This window comes from Arthrobacter sp. YAF34, assembly GCF_052113245.1.
Lineage (GTDB): Bacteria > Actinomycetota > Actinomycetes > Actinomycetales > Micrococcaceae > Arthrobacter.
In genome coordinates, this window is record NZ_JBFRCV010000002.1 from 164307 (window position 1) to 182498 (window position 18192).

Here is an 18192-nt window from a genome sequence, read left to right on the forward strand (position 1 = left end):
CTTGGAGGACCCGGGATTCTCGCGAATTCCGGCTATTCGTGTTGCCTGCATCCCCGTGATCACATCAGGAGCTCCAGCCATGAGCCTCAACGGCCCCACTCTCACCGGTTTGCGCCGTGTCCTCGCCGAAGACCGGAACTACGCCCGGATCCAGGCCGAGGCGGCCCGCGGGTTCGCCGCCCGCAGCGAGGATTACCAGCTCAGCGCCCCGGCCGGAATGCGGTCCACGTTGCTCGCCGAAATGGCGGACGGACTCGCGACGCTCGCGGCGGCCGAAGCTGGCACTGCCGAAACTGGCACTGCCGAAACTGGCCCAGCCGGGGCCGGCCGGCAGGCGCCCGTCGTCCTGGCCGTGACCGCTACCGGCCGCGAGGCCGAGGACCTGACCGAGGCCCTGCGCGCCTTCCTGCCCGCCGAGACGATCGCCGAGTTCCCCAGCTGGGAAACCCTGCCGCACGAGCGGCTCTCCCCGCGCTCGGACACCGTCGGCCGGCGGCTCTCCGTGCTGCGGCGGCTCGCGCACCCCGAATCGTCCACCGCCGGTGCGCTGCGCGTCGTGGTGGCCCCTGTACGCGCCGTCGTGCAGCCGATCGTCGCCGGTCTGGGCGAACTGGTGCCCGTGACCCTGAAGGTCGGCCAGGAGGCACCCTTCAGCAGCGTCGTCAAGAGCCTCGCCGACGCCGCCTACGCCCGGGTGGACATGGTGACCCGCCGCGGCGAGTTCGCCGTCCGCGGCGGCATGCTGGACGTCTTCCCGCCCACCGAGGACCATCCCATCCGGGTCGAGTTCTTCGGCGACGAGGTGGATCAGATGCGCTGGTTCGCCGTCGCCGACCAGCGCTCGCTGACCGCGCCCGGCCTGCACCACCCCAATGAACTTCATGCCCCGCCGTGCCGCGAGATCCTGATCACGCCCTCCGTCATGTCCCGCGCTGCCACCCTGAAATCCCAGCTTCCGGCCGCCGCGGACATGCTGGAAAAGATCGCCGGCGGCATCGCCGTCGAGGGCATGGAATCCCTGGCCCCGGTGCTGGTGGACGCCATGGTGCCGTTCCTGGACCAGCTCCCGGCGGGTTCCATCGCGGTGGTGATCGAGCCGGAGAAGGTCCGTACCCGGGCGCACGACCTCGCCGCCACGAACGAGGAATTCCTCGAGGCGGCCTGGTCCACGGCGTCCGACGGCGGCACGGCACCGCTCGATTTAACTTCCGCGGCATCCGAGGCCCTGCACTCGGCCAGCTTCCGTTCGCTGACCGAGACCCGCGCCGCCGCCCTGGCACACGGCGTCTCCTGGTGGTCCATCACGTCGCTGGCCACCGATGAGGAGCTGCTGCCCGACGTCGACGTGCTGAACCTGCACGCCCGGGAACCCCGCGGCTACCAGGGCGACGTGGCGGAAATGATGGACTTCATCGGCTCCCGCGTCCGGGACCAGTGGCGGATCGTGGTGGTCACCGAGGGCCCCGGCCCGGCCCAGCGCCTGGCCGAACTCTTCCACGACAACGACATTCCGTGCGCCCGGGTGGACACCCTCGAGGCGGAGCCGCAGGCCGGGCTGATCGAGGTGACCACCGCCGCCGTCGGCCGCGGTTTTGTCCTGGACCCGCTCAAGCTGGCGCTGCTGACCGAGGCTGACCTGCTGGGGCGAACCTCCGCAGGTTCCACCAAGGACATGCGCCGGATGCCGTCCAAGCGGCGGAACGCCGTGGACCCGCTTCAGCTCGTGGCCGGCGACTCCGTGGTCCACGAACAGCACGGCATCGGCCGGTTCGTGGAGCTGATCCAGCGCCGGGTGGCAGGCGGCGGCGACGGGGTACGCGAATACCTGGTCCTGGAATACGCCCCGTCCAAGCGCGGTGCCCCGGGCGACCGGCTCTTTGTGCCCACCGACCAGCTGGACCAGGTCACCCGGTACGTCGGCGGCGACACCCCGGCGCTGAGCAAGATGGGCGGCGCGGACTGGGCCAGCACCAAGTCCAAGGCCCGCAAGGCGGTCAAGGAGATCGCCGGCGAGCTGATCCGGCTGTACTCGGCCCGGATGGCCTCCCGCGGATACGCCTTCGGCCCGGACACGCCATGGCAGCGTGAGCTGGAGGAAGCCTTCCCCTACGTGGAAACCCCGGATCAGCTGACCACCATCAACGAGGTCAAGGCCGACATGGAGCGGGAGATCCCGATGGACCGGCTGATCTCCGGCGACGTCGGCTACGGCAAGACCGAGATCGCCGTCCGCGCCGCGTTCAAGGCGGTCCAGGACGGCAAGCAGGTCGCCGTGCTGGTGCCCACCACGCTGCTCGCCCAGCAGCACTACGAGACGTTCACCGAACGCTTCTCCGGCTTCCCGCTCGTCGTCAAGCCGCTGTCCCGCTTCCAGACGGGCAAAGAGGCCAAGGAAACCGCCGAGGGCGTGAAGAGCGGCTCCGTGGACGTCGTGATCGGCACGCACCGGCTGCTGTCCAAGGACTTCGGCTTCAAGGATCTCGGCCTGGTGATCGTGGACGAGGAGCAGCGCTTCGGCGTCGAACACAAGGAGGCGCTCAAGAAGATGCGCACCAACGTGGACGTCCTGGCCATGAGCGCCACCCCGATTCCGCGCACCCTGGAAATGTCCCTGACCGGCATCCGCGAGACCTCCACCCTGGCCACCCCTCCCGAGGAACGCCACCCGGTGCTGACCTACGTGGGCCCTTACACGGACAAACAGACCTCCGCCGCGATCCGCCGCGAGCTGATGCGCGAAGGCCAGGTGTTCTTCGTCCACAACCGGGTGTCCACGATCGACCGCACCGCGGCGAAGATCCGCGAACTGGTCCCGGAGGCCCGGGTGGAGGTGGCACACGGGCAGATGTCGGAGAGCCGGCTGGAACAGATCATCGTGGACTTCTGGGAAAAGCGCTTCGACGTCCTCGTCTGCACCACCATCATCGAGACCGGCCTGGACATCTCCAACGCCAACACCCTGATCGTGGACGGCGCGGACAAGTACGGCCTGTCCCAGCTGCACCAGCTCCGTGGACGCGTGGGCCGCGGCCGGGAACGCGCCTACGCCTATTTCCTCTACCCCTCGGAAAAGCCGCTGGGCGAGGTGGCGCTGGAACGGCTCAAGGCCGTCGCGACGCACAACGAGCTCGGCGCGGGCATGCAGCTGGCCATGAAAGACCTGGAGATCCGCGGCGCCGGCAACCTGCTCGGCGGCGAGCAGTCCGGCCACATCCAGGGAGTCGGCTTCGACCTCTACATCCGGCTGGTCGGCGAGGCCGTGGCCGAATACCGGGGCGAGGCCGAGGAGAAGGCCGCCGAAATGAAGATCGAGCTGCCGGTCAACGCGCACCTGCCGCACGACTACGTGCCGGGGGAGCGGCTGCGGCTGGAGGCGTACCGCAAACTTGCCAGCGCCATCACCTACGAGGCGATCGACGAGGTCCTCGCGGAGCTCGTGGACCGGTACGGCGACCTTCCCCTGCCCGCCACAAACCTGATCGACGTCGCCCGGTTCCGGGTGGGGGCGCGCGAGGCCGGCCTGTCCGACGTCGCGCTGCAGGGAAACTTCATCAAGTTCTCCCCGGCCCAGCTTCCCGAGTCCAAGCTCATGCGCCTCACCCGGATGTACCCCGGCGCGCAGGCGAAGCCCGCGCTGGACGCGGTGCTCGTCCCCAAGCCCAAGACCGCGAGGATCGGCGGCCGGGACCTGCAGGACGCCGAGATCCTCGAGTGGGCTAACGGCGTCATCCGCAACATCTTCTCCGACGCCCCGCTAGCGGTGAACTAAAAGCATGATGGGAGGACATCACGCCGCGTCGGGAGCCGCGGCGTGGGTAGCCATTGCCTCGACCGGCCCGTACGCGCTCGGCTGGTACCCCCTCGATCCCACCGGAATCGTGATCGGCGCCATGGCAACGGCCGGGACCGCGCTGGTCTGCGACTGGGACCACCGGGCCAGCACGGTGGCGCACGCGCTGCCGCCGCTGTCCAACCTGGTGGCCCGCGGCATTGAGAACGTCAGCGGCGGCCACCGGCAGGGCACGCACTCGGTGCTGGGCGCGGCGTTCTTCGTGCTGCTGGCCACGATCGCCGGGCAGCTGCAGCTGCACACCCGGTGGGGGCTGCTGTCCGTCGGAGCCGGCCTGCTGTGCATGTTTATGATCAACATCGCCGCGAAGGCACTGAAACTCTTCGGGAAATCCGGCTGGATCAGCAACTGGATCGTCGCGCTGCTTATGGCGGGCCTGGTGACGTGGTTTGCGCCGCACCAGTGGACCTGGCTGCCGGTCTCGATGCTCACCGGCGTGCTGGTCCACATTGTGGGGGACATGATCACCACCGGGGGAGTGCCGCTGCTTTGGCCGCTCGTGATCAAGCCGCCGAAGGCTTTGCGGAAGCTGCCGCTGCTCAAGAACATCTGGCGGGCCAACGGGGCGTTCTCCATCCCGCTCCTGGGCCGGGCAGGGTCCCGGCGGGAATGGTTCGTCCTGATCCCGGTCAGCGGCTACGCGATGGTGGGGATGTTCGGCGCCGGCCTGGCCGTGGCCAAGGCGCACTTCCCGGCAGCCCTGGCACTCGGCACGGGGCTGGTCAGGGGCCTCTTCGCGCTGGTGCCCGGGTAGGGTGCGTCGTTACTTTATGGTTGCGCGGCGGTACTCTGAGCCGCATGGAGATGCATCCTGATGGTGTGCAGGTGCCAGTGGCCGGGTCATCCGGGGTGCCAATCCTCCTGATGTCAGGGATGCACATCTGGACCGACAGCGAACCTGGGAGTAGCGATGAAGCTGATGACAGTGGTATGGACGGCGGCTGCGACAGCCGCGACGGCGGCGGCCGGCGGAGTTTCGACGGATCCGGACGGAGGGTGGTATCGGCGGCTGCGCAAACCTGACTGGCAGCCGCCCGCCATCGCGTTTCCCGTGGTCTGGACAGCACTTTACGCGGACCTCGCCGTAAGTTCCGCCGTCGCGCTGGACAGCAACGATGCGCCCCACACCCCAGCCAGCAAAACCCGGCGGCGGGAATTGGCCGCTTACCGGGGTGCTTTGGCGGCAAACCTCATTCTCAATGCGTCTTGGAGCTGGCTCTTCTGGCGCGGCCGCCGGCCGTGGCTGGCGGCGGCAGAGTGCGCCGTACTGACGGCGAGCAGTGCCGACCTGGTGCGCCGGACGTACAAACTGAATCGCGGCGCCGGCGTGGCCCTTGCCCCCTACGCCGCGTGGTGCGGATTCGCCACCGCTTTGTCAACGGCAATCGCGAAACTCAACCCCCGGGCCGCTACCATCTGAGCTCGGTGACCGCGGGCGTTCCTTAAATGACTGCAGCCCCGGATGTTCCGGGGCTGCAGTCATTTAAGGAACGCTTAGTTTTCGCCGGCCGAGTTCGAGCGTCCCAGCAGCGTCTGCGGGATCCAGAACGCGGCTGCGAAGAGAATCAGGCAGACCGCCATCGGCCAGGTGTTCTCCAGCGTGAGGAAGGTCAGCGAGTAGATCGCACCCAAGAACAGGAGCATCATCGGCACGAACAGCGCGATGCTGGATCCGAGGCTGTTCTCGACCTGCCGGGACTTGGTGGTGTTGTTGGACATTCGTTCCTCCTCGGCCCCGGGGGGCTCAAAACTGTGGGCGCTGCCGGCACGAATCAGTACGCGGACGAACCCTGTTCACCCGTGACGATCGAGATGCCGGAGCTGGCGCCAATACGTGTTGCACCTGCAGCAATCATAGCCTGTGCATCAGCCAGGGAACGCACGCCGCCGGAGGCCTTGACCCCCAGGTCCGGGCCCACCGTGCGGCGCATGAGGGCGACGTCCGCGGCAGTAGCTCCGCCGCCGTTGAAGCCGGTGGAGGTCTTCACGAAGTCTGCTCCCGCTTCGACCGCGGCCTCGCAGGCGAGCACCTTCTGCTCATCGTTCAGCAGCGCCGTCTCGATGATGACCTTCAGGATGGCTCCGCCCTCGTGGACGGCTGCGGCGACGGCGGCGATGTCATCGACCAGCGCGCCCTTGTCATTGGCGCGGGCGGCGGCGATGTTGATGACCATGTCCACCTCCTCGGCACCGTCCAGGACGGCGCCGCGGGCCTCGAAGGCCTTGACGTCGCTCGGGGTGGCGCCCAGCGGGAACCCCACCACAGAGCAGGTCAGCACGCCGGAGCCCTTAAGCGCGGTCTGGACGGTCTTGACCCAGACCGGGTTCACGCAGACCGACTTGAAGTGGTACTCGGCCGCCTCGGCGCAGACCTTGAGGATCTCCGCCTCGCTGGCCTCCGGCTTGAGCAGGGTGTGGTCGATGTACGAGGCGATGTTCGGCGTGCCCCCGGCGGCGGCTTCGTGGCTCATGGTGGTCCCTTTCCTGGCGGGCCCGGGACGCGCGGTCCCTTCCCGGGCCTCGTGGGCCTGCGGGGCCCTGGCGGCGCCGCTCGGTTCGCGGCTTATCAGGTGACCATCTTGCCATAGTGTCGTGCCCGGCGAATGCCCCCGCTGGGCCGTCCCGGCCCGCTCAGGCGGCCGCCGTCAGGGGCCGGCCCATGGTGGCCTGTAGCAACTGGGAGGCGCACACCGACGCCGCGGAACCGGACGCCACGAGCAGCCCCAGCCGGACGCCGTCGTACGCTGCGGCGTCGCCGATCGCCCAGATCCCCGGCACGGAGGTGCGGAAGTCCTGGCCGATGACAATCCCGCCGCCGGGTGCGGTGGTGAGCCCGGCCGTGGCGGCCAGCCCGTCCCGGGCAATGCGCTCCTCGGCGAGGACCACGAGGTCACCGTTCATGCTGGAGCCGTCCTCGAAGACGATCCCGGACGCGGGCAGCACCGACCCTGCGGGTGTGGGAACGACGGCGGCGGGACGGACGGTGGTGCGGACGGGGCGGACCCCACGGGCCCGGAGCACGGCTTCGGCCTGGCCGGCGGCCGAGCCCGTGCCGACCAGGATGCCCAGAGGCCGCCGCCCCAGGACCCGGGTGACGTCCTTGACGGCGTTGCCGAGCCGGGCGGCGTCGTCGATCGTGGCGTAGCTCAGGCACCGCGAGGCGCCTTCCATGGGCGTATCGGCGGGAGCGGACCCGGTAGCGATGACGAGCTGGTCGTAGGCGAATTCCATGCCGTCGGCGGTGGTGACGTGGCGGTCCTGCGCGTCGATGTAGCTGGCGGGCTGGCCGAAGCGGACCGAGACCTGGGGCAGGGCGGCGAGTTCCAGCAGTTCCTCGGGCGCGTCGTCCCGGTTGCTGAGGACCGTGATGGCGCCGGCAAACGGGGTCCGGGTGAGGTGGCGGACAAGAGCCTGGGCCGCCGGGCCGGCGCCGGCGATCACGATCCTGGGCCGGGCGGCCGCGGTGGTGGATTCGGTGGCTGCCGTCGAGGACGACGTGGTGGGAGACAAGGCCGAGGCGGACATGTGCAGGCCCTTTCGCTGGGGTGGCCCTGGTCAGGCCGGTGTGCTTGATGAACCCCAGCGTAGGCGGCCGATTTTTCCGGGGTGTTTCCCCGGTGTTGCAACTTTTGCCCTGTCTGTTCGCCAGTATTTACCGGCCGGTAATGCCGTGCGTCACACCGTCCCGAAGAACCGCCGGCAGCAGAGCAACGCGGGGTCAGTTGGCGCCCATAATTGGCGGTGCGATGGGCGCTAGGTGACCCCGCGTTGCTTTACACCCGGATCCGGTAGCCGCGCTTGACCACGGTTTCCACCAACCGGGCGTCCGGCAGCGCGGACCGCAGCCGGCTGACGGTCATGTCCAGGGCGTGCACCGAGCCGCGCAGTTCCAGGAGGTCCGAGAGGGCTTCGCGGGACAGCACCGCCCCGCCGGCGCCGACCAGCGCGCGCAGCAGCAACAGCGGTGCCGGCGCCATGTCGATCGCCTCGCCGTTGATGCGCAGCGAACGGCCGCGCAGCTCCACCCTGCCGGAGGCGGTGTCCAGCCGGCGGACGTGGTTGAGTGCCAGGTGCTCGCAGACCAGCCGGATCAGGGCACCCATCCGGAATCGCTCCGGGACCAGCGGGTGCAGCCCGGCGTCGAGCAGCGGCTGGGCCGTGATCGGCCCGACGACGGCGGTCGCCACGGTGGTGTTCAGGCTCTCGACGAGCTGCTTGTAGACGCCCATTTCGTGCGCCGTGCTCCACATCGCGTCGACGGCGGGGGCGCTGGTGAAGGTCAGGACGTCCAGGTTTCCGCTGCACGCGGCTTCGATGAGTTTGGGCAGCCGGTCGGCGCCGTCGGGCTTGACCCAGCGGTACGGGGTGACGGTCATGACGGTGGCGCCGGACATGCGCAGCCGCTCGAGCTGCCGGACGTCGGTGTAGCCGTGCAGCTGCACCGCGACGGTCTTGCCCCGCACCCCCTCGGCGAGGAGCATGTCCACGAGCGTGGAGGTGGTTTCGTCGCTGCTGATCCCGACGTCGGCGAGCCCGGCCGCGCGGACCGCACCGCGGGCCTTGGGCCCGCGGACGAACATGCGGGTGGCGGAGAGGGTCTCGAGCAGCTGTTCACCAATGCCAAACGTGTCCGCGGCCTCGCACCAGCGGCGCATGCCGTACGCGGTGGTGGCGATGCAGAGGTCCGGCCGGGCGGCGATGATGGCCCGGGTGTCCTCGATCAGGCTCTGGTCCTCCCGGACGGGGGCAATCTTCAGCGCCGGAGCATGGAGCACCTCGGCGCCGCGGCGCTCCAGAGCCTCGATGAGGTCCTGGGAGCGGCGGTGCGAGGTGACGCCGATCCGGAAACCGTCCAGCGGCAGGCCGTTCTCCGGCCCGTCCTCCGCAGGCTCCGGAAAGGCGGCGGCGGCATTTGGTGCGCTCATGAGCATCCCTACGCTTCCATCAGTGATGCGGCCAGGCGGTCGAGCTCTGCGGCGGCGCCGGCGCCGCCCCGGTTGGCTTCGGCCACCCGGACCACCTCGCCGATCACCAGGACGGCTGGGTTGCTGCAGCCCGCGGCTGCGGAGGTGATGGTGCCCAGCTCGGCGATGGTGGTGCGCTGGCCCGGGCGGTAGCCGCGCTCGACGACGGCCATCGGCATGTCCGCCCGCATCCCGGCCCGGCGGAGCCCGGCAGCGAGGTGGTGCAGGGTGCCGATGCCCATGAGCACCACAATGGTTCCGCCGAGCCCGGCGAGGTGTGTCAGTTCGTCCTCGGTCAGCGGGGCATGGCCGGAGACCACGGTGAAGAGGTGGCTGACTTCGCGGTGCGTGACCGGGATGCCGGCGGCCGCCGGCACCGAGATGGCGCTGGTGACGCCGGAGATGACCCGGACCGGGACCCCGGCTGCGACGCAGGACGCGACTTCCTCTCCGCCCCGGCCGAAGACATAGGGGTCCCCGCCCTTGAGCCGGACCACGTTGTTGCCGGCCAGCGCGCTGTCGACCATGAGCCTTTCGATGTCGGCCTGGCTGACCTTGTGGTGGCCGGGCTTCTTGCCCACATCCACGAGCTCGGCCGAGGTCAGGGACGGCAGCTCCTGGTAGGGGGCGAGCCGGTCGTAGAAGACGACGTCGGCGTCCCGCAGCGCCGCCACGGCGGCGACGGTCAGCAGGTCGGCCGTACCGGGGCCGCCGCCGACCAGCATGACGTGTCCCGACGGGCCGGCCGCCGGCTCGGCCGCCACCGGAATGCCGGTGGCCCGGCACCGGCGCAGGAGGGCCTCCCAACCGGGCTGGCCGTCCTCGACCGCCGCCACCAGGAACGGGCGCTCGGGCAGTGGGCCGTCCACGTCGGCGCCCAGCGGGGTGCTGAGGCGGTACACGACGGCCCCCGCCGCCTCGTAGCGCCGCACGGCCTGGCGTGCGGCGTGGTCGGAACCGGTGACCAGGACTTCGCGTCCGGTGAGGTCGATGCTGAGCTGCATGGCTATGCCTCGTTCTCGTCGGGCAGTTCCGTGGGGGTGGCACGGACCGGAATGGTCGCACCGATCAGGACTGGCTGCCGGGCGGCCAGCGCCTTTTCCTCTGCCGTGGCCGGGCGCATCTGGCCGCGCTCGTCGGGGACGAAGGTAATAGAGTCGTCCAACTGGTCCGGAGCGTTCACGAACGAGCGGAAGCGGCGGAGGCGCTCGGGATCCTTCAAGGTGTCGGCCCATTCGTCGACGTACGTGTCGACGTGCTTGGCCATGGCGGCCTCCAGGTCCGCGGCGATGCCGAGGGTGTCGTGCACCACCACGTCCTCGACGTGCTTGATGCCGCCGTCGAGCTCTTCCTGCCAGCGTGCGGTGCGCTGCAGGCGGTCGGCGGTGCGGATGTAGTACATGAAGTAGCGGTCGATGTACTTGATGAGGGTTTCGTCGTCGAGGTCCTTGGCCAGCAGCTGGGCGTGCGCCGGGGTGGCCCCGCCGTTGCCGCCGACGTACAGGTTCCAGCCGTCCGCGGTGGCGATGACGCCGACGTCCTTGCCCCGGGCCTCGGCACATTCGCGGGCGCAGCCGGAGACGCCCATCTTCAGCTTGTGCGGGCCGCGGAGGCCGCGGTAGCGCAGCTCAAGCGCGATGGCCATGGCCACCGAGTCCTGGACGCCGAAGCGGCACCAGGTGGAGCCGACGCAGGACTTCACGGTGCGCAGGCTCTTGCCGTAGGCCTGGCCGGACTCGAAGCCGGCGTCCACCAGCACCTTCCAGATTTCCGGCAGCTGTTCCAGCCGGGCGCCGAACATGTCGATCCGCTGGCCGCCGGTGATCTTGGTGTAAAGGCCGTACTGCTCGGCAACCGCGGCGATCACGCCGAGCTTTTTCGGCGTGATCTCGCCGCCGGCGATGCGCGGGACCACCGAGTAGGTGCCGTCCTTTTGCATGTTGGCCAGGGCGCGGTCGTTGGTGTCCTGCAGGGTGCCGCGCCCGGCGTCCAGGACGTAGGCGCTGTTCTGGCTGGCCAGGATGTTGGCGATGGTCGGCTTGCAGATATCGCAGCCGGCCCCGGAGCCGTGCTTGGCCATGATCTCCTCGAAGGAGGTCAGTTCCAGGACACGGATGGTCTCGAAGAGTTCCTGGCGGGAGAGCCCGATGTGCTCGCACAATGCCTTGGAGACTTCGACGCCGGACTTGGTCAGTTCGCTTTCGAGCAGCTTCTTGAGCATCGGCACGCAGGATCCGCAGCTGGTTCCGGCGCGGGTGCAGCCCTTGAGCTCGCCGAGTTCCTGGACGGGGGCGTTGCCGTCGCAGGCGCCGCAGCCGCCGATGGCGTCCCGGATGGTTCCGGCCGTCACGTTGTTGCAGGAACACAATGTGGCATCGTCCGGCAGCTGGCTCTCCAAGACTTCGTCCCCGGCGTTGCCGCCGCCGGCGGCGGTGAGGTACGCGCCGGGTTCGGCGGCCAGCTCGCGGCCCAGCATGGGGCGAAGGGAGGTGTAGGGGGCGGCGTCGCCGACGAAGATGCCGCCGAGGAGGGTCTTGGCGTCGTCCGTGGTGACGATCTTCTGGTAGACACCGCGGGCGGGGTCGGCGTAGACGATCTCGAGTGCGCGGTCGGTCCGGGCGAACGCGTCGCCGAAGCTTGCGACGTCGACGCCGGAGAGCTTGAGCTTGGTCGCCGTGTCGAACCCGGGGAAGGTGGCGTCCCCGCCGTGCAGCCGGTCCGCGACGATTTCGGCCATCGTGTTGGCCGGGGCCACGAGGCCGAGGCACATGCCGGCGAAGTTGGCCACCTCCCCGATCGCCCAGATGCCGGGAACCTCGGTGGAGCAGTCGTCGGAGATGACCACGCCGCCGCGCTGGCCGAGCCGGAACTGCTGCGTTTCCCCTTCCGCGGCCCGGAAGAGCTCGTCGCGGGGCTTGACGCCGATCGCGACGATCACGATGTCGGCGTCGATGATCCGGCCGTCGGCCATGAGGACGCCGGTGACGTGGCCGTCGTCGTCGGAAAGGACCTCGGAGGGGAACACGCCGCCGTGGACGGTGAAGCCCTTGGCCTCGATCAGCCGGCCGAGCGCCTGCCCGGCGCCCTCGTCCAGCTGGGTGTTCATGAGCCAGGGCGAGCCGTTGATGACGATCGGCGTGGCCCCGAGCTGCCCGGTGCCGGCCGCCGACTCCAGGCCCAGCAGGCCGCCGCCGATCGTGACCGCGTTGACCTGGCGGCCCAGCTTCGCGGTGAGGTCCGCGATGGCCGTGTTGATGGACCAGACGTCCTCAAGGGTGCGGTACACATGGGTCAGTTCTGCACCCGGGATGGGCAGCCTGGCCGCGTCCGAGCCCGTCGCGACGACGAGCTCGTCGTACGGGTAGACGGTTCCCGCCGCGGTGGTGACGGTCTTGCCGGCGGCGTCGATGCTGACGACGCGCTCGCCGGTCACCAAGTTGAGGGCCGCGTGGTCCCACATGGAGGCACTGCCCAGGGTCAGGTCGACGTCGCTGTCCGTCAGCGCCTTGCTCAACGCGACGCGGTCGTAGGGGAGGTGGGCTTCCTCCGTGAGGACTGTTACGTGCCAACCGCCCAGGCCGCGGGCGTGCATGGCATCGGCGAAGCGGTGCGCGGCGGGGCCACCGCCGGCCACCACGATGCGGCGCGGGGCGGCGCTGGCTGCGCAGGCTGCATTGGCTGCGCTGCGGTTCGGGTGGCTTGAGGGGAGTCCGGTCACGGTGGGCCTTTCGCATGGGCCGCAGACGGTGCTCTGCAGCTTGTCGTTCCAGCCTAGGCAGGGGGAATTTCGCTTCAGTTTCCCTTATGTTTCGTGATCTTAACTTCTGCATCACGAATGCATTTCCGTCCGGGTGAGCTCTCTTTTACGCGCCGGACACATCCGGCGCGGCCGGCTGAAACACCGCGGGCCTAGCGTGAAGAGGTGGCCGCAGCAGCGGTTGAGCCCGCAAGGGATGGATCAGAGAGGGGCCGGGATGACCGCCGTACTTGAAAGCGCAGCGCGCGACGCACTACACGTTGAGGACCCAAGTGCTGAGCCGGCTGGTCGGTCAGCGGCCGGCTGGCGCCGGGTATGTGCCGTCGCGGACCTGGAGCCCGGCTGGGGCGAGGCCGCACTGGTTTCGGGACGCCAGGTCGCGTTGTTCCGGACCGTGAACGGTGAGGTTTTCGCCGTCGCACAGCAGGACCCGGCCACCGGCGCGCATGTGATGGCGCGCGGCATCACCGGCTCCCGCGGCTCCCGCCCGACCATCGCCTCGCCCCTGCATAAAGAGGTCTACGACCTCGAAACCGGGGAGTGCTTCGGCAGCCCGGAGCTGAGCCTGGCCTCCTACCGCACCCGGATCGTCGACGGGTTCATCGACGTCGAGGTCCGTTAGGGGGCAGCTGCGGGCCCGTTGGAGTCCCGTCAGAGGGGGTCCCGTCAGAGGCCGAGGGCCTCGCGGACGTCGGCCAGGACGCTGTCCAGCGCGGCGCGCGCCTCGGTCCGGGCCTCCGGCAGCTCGGCGGCCGAGTCGACACCGCGGATGACTTCGAGATAGCACTTGAGCTTCGGTTCCGTGCCGCTGGGCCGGATGATGACCCGGCTGAGGTCCTTCGTGAGGTACAGCAGGCCTTCGGTTGGCGGGAGGTGCTCACTGCCGACGGCCAGGTCCGTGACGGTCTCGACGCCGGAACCGCCAAACGACTCCGGCGGGCTGACCCGCAGCCGGTTCATCATGGCATCCAGCAGGCCGAGGTCCGCGACCCGGATGCTGAGCTGATCGCTCGCGTGCAGGCCGTGCACCAGGTAGAGCTCATCCAGGGTGTCGAAGATGGTCTTGCCCTCGGCCTTTGCGGCTGCCGCGAGTTCGGCGATGAGGACCGCGGCCGAAATTCCGTCCTTGTCGCGGACAAGCGACGGCGCCACACAGTATCCGAGCGCCTCCTCGTAGCCGTAGACCAGTCCGGGCACGCGGGCGATCCACTTGAAGCCGGTCAGGGTTTCCTCGTGGGCGTAGCCTGCTGCGGCCGCAATCCGCGCCAGCAGCCGGGAGGACACGATCGAGTTGGCGAACACGCCGTCCGGTGCCTCGCCGGCGGCGGCCAGCCGCGCCACGACATGGGCGCCCAGCAGGGCTCCGACCTCGTCGCCGCGCAGCATGCGCCAGGCGCCGGTGGCCGGGTCCTTCGCGGCCACGGCTGCCCGGTCGGCGTCGGGATCGTTGGCGATCACGATGTCGGCGTCCTCGCGTGCTGCCGTCTGGAGGGCCAGGTCCAGCGCTCCCGGTTCTTCCGGATTGGGGAAGTTCACCGTGGGGAAATCCGGATCCGGCTCCGCCTGTTCCGTGACAAGCGTGACGTCGGCGAAACCTGCGGCGTTCAGCACGGCCACCGCCGTTTCCCCGCCCACGCCGTGCATGGGGGTCAGGACGATCTTCAGTCCGCGGGCCGGGAAGTGGTCCGGAGCCGTGAGGGCTGTCACGGCGGCCTCGTACTCGGTGGCGATGGCCGGCTCCAGCACCGTCCAGCCGTCCGCGGCCAGGACGATTGAGTCAAGGGCGCCGACGGCGTCGATCCGCGCAGCGATCAGGGCATCGTAGGGCGCCACGATCTGGGCGCCGCGGCCGCTTTCCTCAACCGCATGACGGCCGAGGTAGACCTTGTACCCGTTGTCCTGCGGCGGGTTGTGGCTGGCCGTGACCATGACCCCGCCGTCGCACTCCAGCGCCCGCACCGCGTAGGCGAGCAGTGGGGTGGGCAGCGCGGCCGGCATCAGGAAGGTCTCAACCCCGGCAGCGGCAAGGATCGCCGCCGTTTCTTCGGCGAAAATATCGGAGTTATAGCGGGCGTCGAAGCCGACGACGGCGCGCGGCCGGGTGCCGGGGGAGGCCTGTTCGACGGCGCTGGTGAGGAACGCGGTGAAGCCGGCAGCGGCGCGGCGCACCACCACCCGGTTCATCCGGTTCGGTCCCGGTCCGAGGGCCGCGCGCAAGCCGGCCGTGCCGAACTGCAGGGTGCCGCTGAAACTGTCGGCCAGTTCCTGGCGGGCGGCCGCGTCGCCCCCGTCGGTGAGGCGGATCAGCTCAGACAGGGCGGCGGCAGTGGCGGGGTCCGGGTCCTGGTCTGCCCAGTCGCGGGCGTCGCTCAGGAGTCGGGCCAGTTCGGCATCAGAAGACGTCATAGGAACCAAACTATCGCCAATCGCCTGCGATTCCGCCCCCCGCAACCGAGAGTTGGGGTTTCAGTTCCATCACACCGGGCCGAACCCCGGACACGGGCGCGGCCTTGACACGGAAATTTCCGGACACGTAGCGTCTGGAATATGAAGATGGGCCGCGGGGTGGAATGGGCGGTGCACAGCTGCGTCAACATGGCATGGACACCGCCGGGTGAACCGGTGAACAGTGCCCGGCTCGCGGATTACTACCGGCTCCCCGCCGCCTACCTCAACAAACAGTTCCAGTCGCTGGTCCGGGCCGGGGTGCTGGAGTCCGTCTCGGGGCCGCACGGCGGATTCCACCTGGCCCGCAGGCCGGAAAACATCACCGTGCTGGACATCGTCCTGGCCCTGGAGGGCCAGGACCCGGCCTTTAGGTGCGAGGCGATCCTCGGCAACGTCCCGGAGCCGGCCCGGCAGGAGAACTTCGCCCGGACGTGCCTGATCTCCCAGACCATGCGCCAGGCCGAGCTCGCGTGGCGGCAGGCGCTGGCACGCCAAAGCATCGCCGGGATCGCGGACTCGATGGAGCGGCGGTTCCCGGCAGACAAAGTGAAGGTCCTGGACTACCTGGCGGCGGAGTAACCGCGGCCGGCGGTCCAGGACCTGTTGGGCACGTTTACCCCTCGGGCACCCGACAAGGGGCAGCACTCAGAGCTTGGCGATGATCCCCGCGAGCAGCTGGGAAATGCGCGGTCCCGCAGCCTGTCCGGCCTCAAGGACCTCCTCGTGGCTGAGCGGCACCGGGCTGATCCCGGCCGCGAGGTTGGTCACGAGCGAGATGCCGAAGACCTCCATGCCCGCGTGGCGGCCGGCAATGGCCTCCAACGCCGTGGACATGCCGACGAGGGAAGCGCCGATCCGCTTGGCGTACTGCACCTCGGCCGGCGTTTCGTAGTGCGGGCCCGTGAACTGGGCATACACGCCCTCATCCAGCGACGGGTCCACTTCGCGGGCCAGGCCGCGGATGCGGGAGGAATACAGGTCCGTCAGGTCCACGAACGTGGCGCCTTCCAGCGGCGAGGTGGCGGTGAGGTTGATGTGGTCGCTGATCAGCACGGGGGTGCCGGGCGTCCAGTCCTCATTGAGGCCGCCGCAACCGTTGGTCAGTACCAGGGTCTTGCAGCCGGCGGCCGCGGCGGTGCGCACGCCGTGGACCACGGAGCGCACGCCCTTGCCCTCGTAGTAGTGCGTGCGCGCGCCGAGGACGAGGGCCCGTTTGCCCTCCTTGGTCAGCACCGAACGGATGGTGCCGACGTGCCCCACCACCGACGGCGCGGTGAAACCGGGGATCTCGGACGCGGAGAGGGTGGCGGTGGTCTCGCCGATCAGGTCGGCGGCGTCACCCCAGCCCGATCCGAGTACCAGCGCGACGTCGTGGGAATCGACGCCCGTCTCTTCGGCGATGTAGTTGGCGGCGTCGCGGGCGGCATCGAAGGGGTCCGCGTTCAGGAATTCTGTATAGCTCACTGGTACAAGTTATCGCGCGCCGGGCCCGCTGCCCAGCACCTGCTGCCCCGCCGTAGGACTGTGCCGGGCACCGCGCCCGGCACCACGCCGGGCACCGCGGCGGCGGCCGGACCCGCGGCCGTCCGGATTCTTGGTGGCTCCGGTTCGGATAGTGGACAATGGATGATTGTGACTACGCATCCCGATTTCAGCTCACCCCGCATCGCAATCCTCGGCGGAGGGCCCGGCGGCTATGAAGCTGCCATGGTCGCCGCCTCGCTGGGGGCGCACGTCACCATCATCGAACGCGCGGGACTGGGCGGATCTGCGGTACTGACCGACGTCGTCCCCTCCAAGACCCTGATTGCGACGGCGGACCTGATGACCCGCGTCGGCGAGGCCGGGGAGCTCGGCGTCAAGTTCGATCTCGACGGCGGCGACTGCAGCCCGACGATGCGCGCGGACCTCAAGCACATCAACGACCGGCTCCTGCGGCTGGCCCGAAAGCAGTCGGAGGACATCCAGGCCGGGCTGGAACACCAGAACGTCCGCATCCTGATCGGCTCCGGCCGGCTGGTCGATAACCACACCATCGAGGTCCTGACCTCCGACGGCACCGAAACTGTGGAAGCGGACACCATTCTGCTCGCGGTCGGCGCCCACCCCCGCGAGCTGCCCACCGCGCGGCCGGACGGCGAGCGCATCCTGAACTGGGCCCAGATCTACAACATGGACGAACTCCCCGAGGACCTTATCGTGGTGGGTTCGGGCGTCACGGGCGCGGAATTTGCCTCGGCCTATAACGGCCTGGGGTCCAAGGTCACCCTGATTTCCAGCCGCGACCGGGTGCTGCCGGGCTCGGACACGGACGCCGCCGAGGTCCTCGAGGGCGTGTTCGAACGCCGCGGGCTGAAGGTGCTCTCCCGCGCCCGCGCCGAGACCGTGGAGCGCACGGACGACGGCGTGGTGGTTACCCTTGGCGACGGGTCGAAGGTGACGGGCAGCCACTGCCTGGTCTGCGTCGGCTCGATCCCCAACACGGCCGGAATCGGCCTGGAGGAGGCCGGCGTCGCGCTCACCGAAAGCGGCCATATCAAGGTCGACGGCGTCTCCCGCACGACGGCCCCGAACATCTACGCGGCGGGCGACTGCACCGGCGTGCTGGCGCTCGCTTCCGTGGCCGCGATGCAGGGCCGGATCGCGATCGCGCACTTCCTGGGTGACAGTGTCATGCCGCTCAAGCTCCACCAGGTGGCGTCCAACATCTTCACCTCGCCCGAGATCGCGAACGTCGGCGTCTCCGAGGCCGAGATCGAGTCCGGCAAATACCAGGCCGACGTCATCAAGCTGTCCCTGCGCAGCAACGCGCGCGCCAAAATGCGCAACCACCGCGACGGCTTCGTCAAGATCTTCGCCCGCAAGGGCTCCGGCACCGTGATCGGCGGGGTCGTGGTGGGCCCGAACGCCTCCGAGCTCATCTTCGCGATCTCCCTGGCGGTCACCCAGAAACTGCACGTCGACGACGTCGCCAGCACCTTCACCGTGTACCCGTCGCTGAGCGGCTCCATCTCCGAGGCGGCGCGGCGACTCCACGTTCACATGTAGCTCGCGCCACACGTCAAAAGGGTTCAACGGTCACCGCCGTTGGACCCTTTTTGCTTGAGGCCTTCGGTGCCGATGCGCCGGCCCGGCTCGACAACAGCTGGTTTACATTCTGACACTATTTGCAT

The 18192-nt window shown here is 69.3% G+C and carries 14 protein-coding genes; 6 read left to right on the forward strand and 8 right to left on the reverse strand.

From position 1 onward, the window contains the following. Positions 1 to 79: 79 nt before the first annotated feature. The 3 genes from mfd to AB4Y72_RS03125 all read left to right on the forward strand — a co-directional run bounded on the left by mfd (position 80) and on the right by AB4Y72_RS03125 (position 5270). Positions 80 to 3769, forward strand: coding sequence for a transcription-repair coupling factor (mfd, locus tag AB4Y72_RS03115; protein ID WP_441424703.1), 3690 nt, complete (start codon positions 80 to 82; stop codon positions 3767 to 3769). Between the two features lie 4 nt (positions 3770 to 3773). After that, the gene (locus AB4Y72_RS03120) at positions 3774 to 4604 is read left to right on the forward strand and encodes a metal-dependent hydrolase (RefSeq protein ID WP_441424704.1); all 831 of its coding nucleotides are present in this window, start codon (positions 3774 to 3776) and stop codon (positions 4602 to 4604) included. A 156-nt stretch (positions 4605 to 4760) separates the two neighbouring features. After that, positions 4761 to 5270 carry a TspO/MBR family protein gene (locus AB4Y72_RS03125; protein ID WP_441424705.1) on the forward strand — a complete coding sequence of 170 codons (510 nt, stop codon included), beginning with the start codon at positions 4761 to 4763 and terminating at the stop codon, positions 5268 to 5270. Between the two features lie 74 nt (positions 5271 to 5344). Here AB4Y72_RS03125 and AB4Y72_RS03130 read toward each other — a convergent pair whose 3' ends face one another. The 6 genes from AB4Y72_RS03130 to nirB form a co-directional block, all read right to left on the reverse strand. Next, the gene (locus AB4Y72_RS03130; RefSeq protein WP_441424706.1) at positions 5345 to 5569 is read right to left on the reverse strand and encodes a hypothetical protein; all 225 of its coding nucleotides are present in this window, start codon (positions 5567 to 5569) and stop codon (positions 5345 to 5347) included. A gap of 53 nt (positions 5570 to 5622) precedes the next feature. After that, entirely contained in the window at positions 5623 to 6321 is a 699-nt protein-coding gene (gene deoC, locus AB4Y72_RS03135; protein ID WP_441424707.1) for a deoxyribose-phosphate aldolase, read from the reverse strand. A gap of 160 nt (positions 6322 to 6481) precedes the next feature. After that, a complete protein-coding gene (locus AB4Y72_RS03140) occupies positions 6482 to 7375 on the reverse strand; it encodes an FAD-dependent oxidoreductase (RefSeq protein ID WP_441424708.1) in 894 nt (297 codons plus the stop codon). Between the two features lie 248 nt (positions 7376 to 7623). Further along, positions 7624 to 8775: a uroporphyrinogen-III synthase gene (locus AB4Y72_RS03145; protein WP_441424709.1), complete on the reverse strand. Its 1152-nt coding sequence runs from the start codon at positions 8773 to 8775 to the stop codon at positions 7624 to 7626. A gap of 8 nt (positions 8776 to 8783) precedes the next feature. Further along, positions 8784 to 9818: a uroporphyrinogen-III C-methyltransferase gene (gene cobA / locus AB4Y72_RS03150; protein WP_441424710.1), complete on the reverse strand. Its 1035-nt coding sequence runs from the start codon at positions 9816 to 9818 to the stop codon at positions 8784 to 8786. A 2-nt stretch (positions 9819 to 9820) separates the two neighbouring features. Then, complete coding sequence (nirB, locus tag AB4Y72_RS03155) at positions 9821 to 12451, reverse strand: nitrite reductase large subunit NirB (protein ID WP_441424954.1); 2631 nt, start codon at positions 12449 to 12451, stop codon at positions 9821 to 9823. 337 nt (positions 12452 to 12788) lie between these two features. On the opposite strand from nirB, the gene nirD reads away from it, so the two are divergent. Further along, positions 12789 to 13193: a nitrite reductase small subunit NirD gene (gene nirD / locus AB4Y72_RS03160; protein ID WP_441424711.1), complete on the forward strand. Its 405-nt coding sequence runs from the start codon at positions 12789 to 12791 to the stop codon at positions 13191 to 13193. A 44-nt stretch (positions 13194 to 13237) separates the two neighbouring features. Here nirD and AB4Y72_RS03165 read toward each other — a convergent pair whose 3' ends face one another. After that, positions 13238 to 14977 carry a phospho-sugar mutase gene (locus AB4Y72_RS03165; protein WP_441424712.1) on the reverse strand — a complete coding sequence of 580 codons (1740 nt, stop codon included), beginning with the start codon at positions 14975 to 14977 and terminating at the stop codon, positions 13238 to 13240. A gap of 141 nt (positions 14978 to 15118) precedes the next feature. On the opposite strand from AB4Y72_RS03165, the gene AB4Y72_RS03170 reads away from it, so the two are divergent. Next, positions 15119 to 15598, forward strand: coding sequence for an RrF2 family transcriptional regulator (locus tag AB4Y72_RS03170; RefSeq protein WP_441424713.1), 480 nt, complete (start codon positions 15119 to 15121; stop codon positions 15596 to 15598). A 66-nt stretch (positions 15599 to 15664) separates the two neighbouring features. Here the strand turns inward: AB4Y72_RS03170 and AB4Y72_RS03175 are convergent, their stop codons facing one another. Continuing rightward, positions 15665 to 16483 (reverse strand): purine-nucleoside phosphorylase, encoded by an 819-nt coding sequence (locus AB4Y72_RS03175; protein WP_441424714.1) that lies wholly within the window; start codon positions 16481 to 16483, stop codon positions 15665 to 15667. Positions 16484 to 16651: 168 nt separating this feature from the next. On the opposite strand from AB4Y72_RS03175, the gene AB4Y72_RS03180 reads away from it, so the two are divergent. Next, positions 16652 to 18067: an NAD(P)H-quinone dehydrogenase gene (locus AB4Y72_RS03180; RefSeq protein ID WP_441424715.1), complete on the forward strand. Its 1416-nt coding sequence runs from the start codon at positions 16652 to 16654 to the stop codon at positions 18065 to 18067. Positions 18068 to 18192: the final 125 nt, after the last annotated feature.

Coding starts and splice junctions, on each gene's coding strand:
- AB4Y72_RS03165 (WP_441424712.1), bottom strand. CDS start 14,977: ATGACGTCTTCTGATGCCGAACTGGCCCGACTCCTGAGCGACGCCCGC.
- deoC (WP_441424707.1), bottom strand. CDS start 6,321: ATGAGCCACGAAGCCGCCGCCGGGGGCACGCCGAACATCGCCTCGTAC.
- AB4Y72_RS03145 (WP_441424709.1), bottom strand. CDS start 8,775: ATGAGCGCACCAAATGCCGCCGCCGCCTTTCCGGAGCCTGCGGAGGAC.
- AB4Y72_RS03170 (WP_441424713.1), top strand. CDS start 15,119: ATGAAGATGGGCCGCGGGGTGGAATGGGCGGTGCACAGCTGCGTCAAC.
- mfd (WP_441424703.1), top strand. CDS start 80: ATGAGCCTCAACGGCCCCACTCTCACCGGTTTGCGCCGTGTCCTCGCC.
- cobA (WP_441424710.1), bottom strand. CDS start 9,818: ATGCAGCTCAGCATCGACCTCACCGGACGCGAAGTCCTGGTCACCGGT.
- AB4Y72_RS03140 (WP_441424708.1), bottom strand. CDS start 7,375: ATGTCCGCCTCGGCCTTGTCTCCCACCACGTCGTCCTCGACGGCAGCC.
- AB4Y72_RS03130 (WP_441424706.1), bottom strand. CDS start 5,569: ATGTCCAACAACACCACCAAGTCCCGGCAGGTCGAGAACAGCCTCGGA.
- nirD (WP_441424711.1), top strand. CDS start 12,789: ATGACCGCCGTACTTGAAAGCGCAGCGCGCGACGCACTACACGTTGAG.
- AB4Y72_RS03120 (WP_441424704.1), top strand. CDS start 3,774: ATGATGGGAGGACATCACGCCGCGTCGGGAGCCGCGGCGTGGGTAGCC.
- AB4Y72_RS03125 (WP_441424705.1), top strand. CDS start 4,761: ATGAAGCTGATGACAGTGGTATGGACGGCGGCTGCGACAGCCGCGACG.